The following is a 5,388-nucleotide window of genomic DNA, read 5'->3' on the forward strand; positions in this document are numbered from 1 at the left end:
CTTTTGCCGATCCTCGAGCGTAAGGCGGGCCGGGTGCTGGCCAATGGCTTCCCGACCGGCGTCGAGGTCTGCGCCGCGATGGTCCACAGCGGCCCTTACCCGGCGTCGACCAACGTCGGCGCGACCTCGGTCGGCACCCTGTCGATCCGCCGGTTCCTGCGCCCCGTCTGCTTCCAGAACCTGCCGGAAGCGCTGTTGGAAGGGCTGGCGGGCCAAGCCTCCTGCAGGGCGCCTCAGCCCGGCAGCACCCAGACCGAGCCGGTCTTCGGATGGCGGGCAATCAGCGGCTCGATGCCGTAGACCGCGCGGATCCGCCCCGCCGTCAGCACCTCCTCGGGCCGCCCCTCGGCCACCAGACGGCCCTGATCCATCAGGCAGAGCCGATCGCAGTACATGGCCGCCAGGTTCAGGTCGTGCAGGGCGGCGATCACGGTGATGCCGCTGTCCTTCAGGAACTGCAGCAGGGAAATCTGGTGCCGCAGGTCGAGGTGGTTCGTGGGCTCGTCCAGCACCAGCACCTGCGGCTGCTGCACCAGCGCCCGCGCCAGCAGCACGCGCTGGCGCTCGCCGCCCGAGAGGGTGCGGAAGGGCCGGTGCTGCAGGGGCCCCAGCCGTTGCAGGGCCAGCGCCGCGTCGATCAGCGCGGCATCATGGGGCAGGTCCGGTTCCAGCAGCGCCTTGTGGGCCGAGCGCCCCATGGCCACCACGTCGCGCACCGTCAGCGGAAACTCGGCCGGCATGTCCTGCAGCACCGCGCCGACATGACGCGCCACCCAGCCAGCGGGGCGCCGCCAGACATCCTGGCCGTTGACCAGCACCCGCCCGGTGTGAGGCCGGCTCATCCTGTAGACCGTGCGCAGCAGCGAGGATTTGCCCGCCCCGTTCGGGCCCAGCAGGCCCAGCATCTGACCCGGCGCCACCTGCAGCGAGATGTCCCGGACCAGCTCCGTGTCGCCGGCGCGCAGGCTGACCCCCTCGATGTCGAGACGGGCGGGGGGGATCAGCGGCGCGCTCATCGGGCGGCCCCAAGGGCACGGGCGTCGCGGCGCAGCAGCCAGATGAAGAAGGGCCCGCCGACCAGCGCGGTGACGATGCCCACGGGCAGTTCCAGCGGGGCGATGATCGAGCGCGCGACGAGGTCGGCAGCGATGGTGAAGGCGGCGCTGGCAAGGGCCACGGCCGGCAGGGCACGGCGATGATCGGCACCGACCAGCAAGCGCACGATATGGGGCATGATCAGCCCGACGAAGCCGATCACCCCCGAGACGGCGACGGTGATCCCGGTCAGGGCGGCGGTCAGCAGGAACATGCTGCGCCGGAAGCGCTCGACATCCAGGCCGAGGGCCACGGCGCTTTCGTCCCCCGCCATCAGCAGGTTCAGCCGCCGCGCCTGAGCCAGCATGACGCAGAGCCCGAGGGCAAGGGCGATCACCGGCACCGGCAGCAGCTTCCACTGCGCCGAGCCGAAGCCGCCGAGGGTCCAGAACAGCACCCGCGCGGCCAGCTGCGGATCGGGCGAGGTCAGCACCAGCAGGCTGGTGAGCGCGCCGAGCACCGCGCCCATGGCGACCCCTGCCAGCACCAGGCGCGTCGGGGTCATCTGCCCCCCGGTGCGGGCGATCCAGAAGACCAGCGTCAGTGCCGCCAGCCCGCCGAGGAAGGCCGCGACATGCAGGGTGAAGGCGCCGAGAACGACGAGGCCGAAACGCATCACCACCACCGCGCCGGTCGCCGCCCCCGACGAGACACCCAGGATCGACGGCCCGGCCAGCGGGTTGCGCACGATGGCCTGGATGACCATGCCCGCAACGCCCAGGCTGGCGCCCACCACGGCGGCAAGGATGACGCGGGGAATCCGGGTCTGGGTGATGATGATCTCGTAGGCCGGACGCCAGTCCGGCGTGCCCAGCCCGCCGCCCGACAGCCAGTGCCCGACGATGCGCAGCGCCTCGGTCGCCGGGATGCGGACAGAGCCCACCATCAGTCCGGCCAGGGCCACCGCCAGCAGCAGGGTGATGATCGCCCCGGTGACCAGCAGGAAGCGGGCACGCGCCGCAGCGCCGGTCCCGGCCCTCGGGCCCGGAAAGCGGTGGCTTCGATCGCGGCACGGATTCTGGGCCAAATCAGCGGCCCGATCACGCGACGGCGGCGGCCGCCTGAGAATGGCTAGCAGCGCCGCCCGGTCGGCGGCGCTGTCATCGCGGTGTGTCATCCGGTCAGCCTACTCGGCAAAGGCCTCGGGGTGGAAGGTCCGGGCGAGGGTTTCCAGCGCGGTGACCGAGCTGGGGCCGGGCTGGCCGATCACCGAGGAAACGGTCACGTAGTTGCGCTTGGCCACCGCCGGCACTCCGGCGATCACCGGCTGGGCTGCCAGCAGGTCGATACGCGCCTGGCCAATGCTGGCGCCGGGATCCTCGACGACCTGACCGCTTGCGGTGCCCGAATAGAAGACCACGATGTACTCGGGCGCCTGGTCCACCAGCTGCTCCCAGGAGGTGCTGCCATAGCGGTTGTCGATATCGCCGAGGATGTTGTGCCCGCCGGCGCGGTCGACGACATGGCTCAGCATGGTATTGCCGAGAACGGCACGCGGGGTGTCCTCGCCACCGTTGTAGATGAAGACCGGCACCGGCGCGCGCCCCTCCAGCGCCGTCTCGACGGCGGCCACGCGCGCCTCGATCCCGGCAACCAGCTCTTCGGCACGCTCGGGCACGCCGAAGATGCCGGCGACCGAGCGGATCTCGGCATAGAGCTCGTCGAAGCCGTAGCGCCCGAGGTTGCAGCCCTCGGTGTTCAGCCGCGTCTTCATGCCGAGGTCGTGCAGCTGGTCGCGGGTGTGGCGGCTTTCGCTGAAGCCGTCGGGGTAGCCGGCATAAACGAAATCGGCCTCGGCCTCGATCAGCTGTTCGGTGGTGGCGACCAGCGGCGAGAGCACCGGGATGCTGTCGTAGGCGGCCGCGTATTCGGGGCTGATCCGCAGGTTGGCCATGTAGGAGGTGCCTGCCATGTGATCTTCCAGCCCAAGCGCCAGCATCAGCTCGGTGGCGTTGTTGGACAGGGTGACCGCATGGGTCGGCGCGGCCTCGTAGGTGGTGGTCACGCCGCAGTTGTCGTCGGTGTAGGGGTAATGCCCCTCGGCAAGGGCGGCAGAGGCCAGCACGGCCAGTGCCGAGCCGAGGAAGAGCGTCTGTTTCACGGGTCAGGTCCTTTCTGGAACGGGGTAGGGGACGGGGGGCAGCGGCAGGTCCGCGAAGGCGGGCAGCACCTCGGTCCCGAAGAGCATCATCGAGGCGGCGGCCTCGGGCAGCGGGATCAGCCCGTTGGCATCGAAGAGGCAGCGCAGGTTGGCGCAGCCGGTGCGGGCGATCAGCGCCGCGATCTGGGCGCGGCAGGCTTCAGGCGTGCCGGCGATGGTGTAATCGGCCAGCATCTCGGCCCGGTCGCGCGGGGCGGGGGCAGGCTGGCCGCGCGCGGCGGCGCGGGCGGCGCGGCGGGCGTTCAGCACCCCGGTCAGCCGGTCCAGCGCCGCTTCGGCCAGCTCGGTGCGCGGGGCGCAGATCACGTAGCGCGACAGGGACGAGGCGGCCATGGGCGCCATCCCGGCCCCCACCCGGCGCAGCGCCGCGTGGAACACCGGGATCTGACGCGCCTCGTTGGGTTCGAGGCTCAGCAGCAGCGGGAAGCCATGGCGCGCGGCCAGGGCCACGGTCTCTTCTGACACCCCGGCGACGTAGATCGGCGGATGCGGGCGCTGCACCGGAGGCGGGCCGACCTCGGTTTCGGGGAAGGGCCAGCAGGGGCCATCGGAGGCCAGGCGCGGCTCTGTCCAGACGCGCAGCAGGATCGCCAGCGCCTCGTCGAAGCGGGCGCGGGCGCTGTCGCGGTCGATGCCCAGCACGTCGAAGGTCGCCGGTTCGGTGCCCCGCCCGATGCCGACATCGACGCGCCCGCCGCTCTGGAAATCCAGCTGGGCGATCTGCTCGGCCAGCATCAGCGGATGGTGCAGCGGCAGCACCAGGATCGAGGTGCCGAACCGCAGCCGCGTCGTCCGGGCGAGGATCTCGGCCCCCAGAAGCAGGGTATGGGGATAGGGCAGCGTCTGGCGGTGGAAGTGGAACTCGTTGAACCAGATGCCGCCGAAGCCGGCCGCATCCGCCTGCTCGACCACCCGCATCAGGGCAGCGTGATCGCCATGGGCACCGCCACGGGCCAGCCCCGCGACATCGAAACGAAGCCGGTTCGGAAGGTCAGTCACGCGCGCACCCTCTCCCGACGGGAGAAGGCGGACGCGATGCGAAGGCTTCAGGCGCAGGGCCTGCGTGCATGGTCACCCCCTGCCGGCACACCTCGTCCGGCGATTGGTTTCATGCTTGCGGCAGGTCTCCTGGCTCGCGGCTCCGGCGCGCCCCCTCCCCTTCCCGGCCCACGGGGGCCAGTGGTCTGGACGGAACGCTCGCCGCTTACAGTTGCGAGGGCAGCCCCGGCCTTGGGCCCGAAGGCCCGCACCGTGTTCCCTATTGCTCCGCGCGGCGGCGGAACCGTAAGCCCGGTCAGGAGTAACCACGCCCAGCTGTTCCGGCAAGGCAATTCTGCCGGCCAGCCCCCGCAGCCGGTCGCCCCTGTTCCCAGCAGTCCGGGTGCCCTGCCGCAGGTGCTTCCCGGAAGCCACGCCGCGAAGGGAAACGCCCCGGCCCGCCGCGCCGCGCCTTGCGCCGGACGGCCCCGGTTGCGACAAGCTGGCCCAGAACTTCCTCAGCAAGGTTATCCCAGCTGCCAGGCCTCCGCACCGCCCGGGGGCCGCTCGACTGGAGCGGGATGCCGACGTGAGACAGCAAGACGCCAAGCGAGATCTTCTGCGCACCTACCTGCGGGACTGGCATGTCCTGCGGATCAAGCTGGCCGGGCGCTTCGGCAGCCACGACCTGGCCGAAGAGGCGATGCAGGAAACCTGGCTGCGGCTGGACCGCAGCGGCGCCCCCGCGGCCGGGATCGCCAACCCCCATGCCTATGTGCTGACCGTCGCCGGCAATATCGCCACCGACCTGCTGCGCCGCGAACGCCGCCACGGCGCCGGCCAGCTGCGCGATGACGCCCGGCTTGAACGGCTGATCGACAGCGCCCCGATCGCCGAAGAGGTGCTGATCGCGCGCGACGAGCTGCGGATGCTGGTGCGGGCGCTGATGGCGTTGCCGCACAAGGCGCGCGCCGTGCTGCTGATGAACAGATGTCTCGACATGACCCACCGCCAGATCGCCGAGGCGCTCGGCCTCTCGGAAAGCATGGTGGCGAAATACATGGGCCAGGCGCTGCGGCACTGCCGCGACTACCGCAGGGGGCAGCCATGAGCCGTTCCGCCGACATCTCCCAACTGCTGGCGGACGAGGCCCT

At 71.1% G+C, this 5,388-nt stretch carries 5 protein-coding genes, 1 pseudogene and 1 riboswitch; of the genes and pseudogenes, 2 read left to right on the forward strand and 4 right to left on the reverse strand.

All coding sequences use genetic code 11. The features are described 5' to 3' along the window. Nucleotides 1-300, forward strand: a pseudogene (locus OS124_RS24655) (hypothetical protein); the annotation flags it as partial. On the opposite strand, the gene OS124_RS0113440 reads toward OS124_RS24655, so the two are convergent. Genes OS124_RS0113440 through OS124_RS24660 form a run of 4 tightly spaced genes read right to left on the reverse strand, consistent with a single transcriptional unit; the run spans nucleotide 234 to nucleotide 4,255 of the window. Further along, on the reverse strand, nucleotides 234-1,016 hold the full coding sequence (locus OS124_RS0113440) for an ABC transporter ATP-binding protein (protein WP_010140219.1): 783 nt from the start codon (nucleotides 1,014-1,016) through the stop codon (nucleotides 234-236). The pseudogene OS124_RS24655 and the gene OS124_RS0113440 overlap by 67 nt on opposite strands. Then, nucleotides 1,013-2,212, reverse strand: a complete 1,200-nt coding sequence (locus tag OS124_RS0113445) for a FecCD family ABC transporter permease (RefSeq protein ID WP_083834636.1) — start codon at nucleotides 2,210-2,212, stop codon at nucleotides 1,013-1,015. The genes OS124_RS0113440 and OS124_RS0113445 overlap by 4 nt, the downstream gene beginning before the upstream one ends. A 9-nt stretch (nucleotides 2,213-2,221) precedes the next feature. Continuing rightward, nucleotides 2,222-3,196, reverse strand: a complete 975-nt coding sequence (locus OS124_RS0113450; protein WP_010140221.1) for an ABC transporter substrate-binding protein — start codon at nucleotides 3,194-3,196, stop codon at nucleotides 2,222-2,224. Nucleotides 3,197-3,199: 3 nt separating this feature from the next. Next, nucleotides 3,200-4,255, reverse strand: a complete 1,056-nt coding sequence (locus tag OS124_RS24660; protein ID WP_010140222.1) for an LLM class flavin-dependent oxidoreductase — start codon at nucleotides 4,253-4,255, stop codon at nucleotides 3,200-3,202. 102 nt (nucleotides 4,256-4,357) lie between these two features. Beyond that, nucleotides 4,358-4,558: riboswitch (cobalamin riboswitch) on the reverse strand. Nucleotides 4,559-4,823: 265 nt separating this feature from the next. Between OS124_RS24660 and OS124_RS0113460 the strand changes: the two genes are divergently transcribed. After that, nucleotides 4,824-5,345, forward strand: a complete 522-nt coding sequence (locus tag OS124_RS0113460) for an RNA polymerase sigma factor (protein WP_010140223.1) — start codon at nucleotides 4,824-4,826, stop codon at nucleotides 5,343-5,345. Nucleotides 5,346-5,388: the final 43 nt, after the last annotated feature.

It is taken from the genome of Oceanicola sp. S124 (genome assembly GCF_000220565.1).
In the GTDB taxonomy this organism is placed as follows: Bacteria; Pseudomonadota; Alphaproteobacteria; order Rhodobacterales; family Rhodobacteraceae; genus Pseudooceanicola.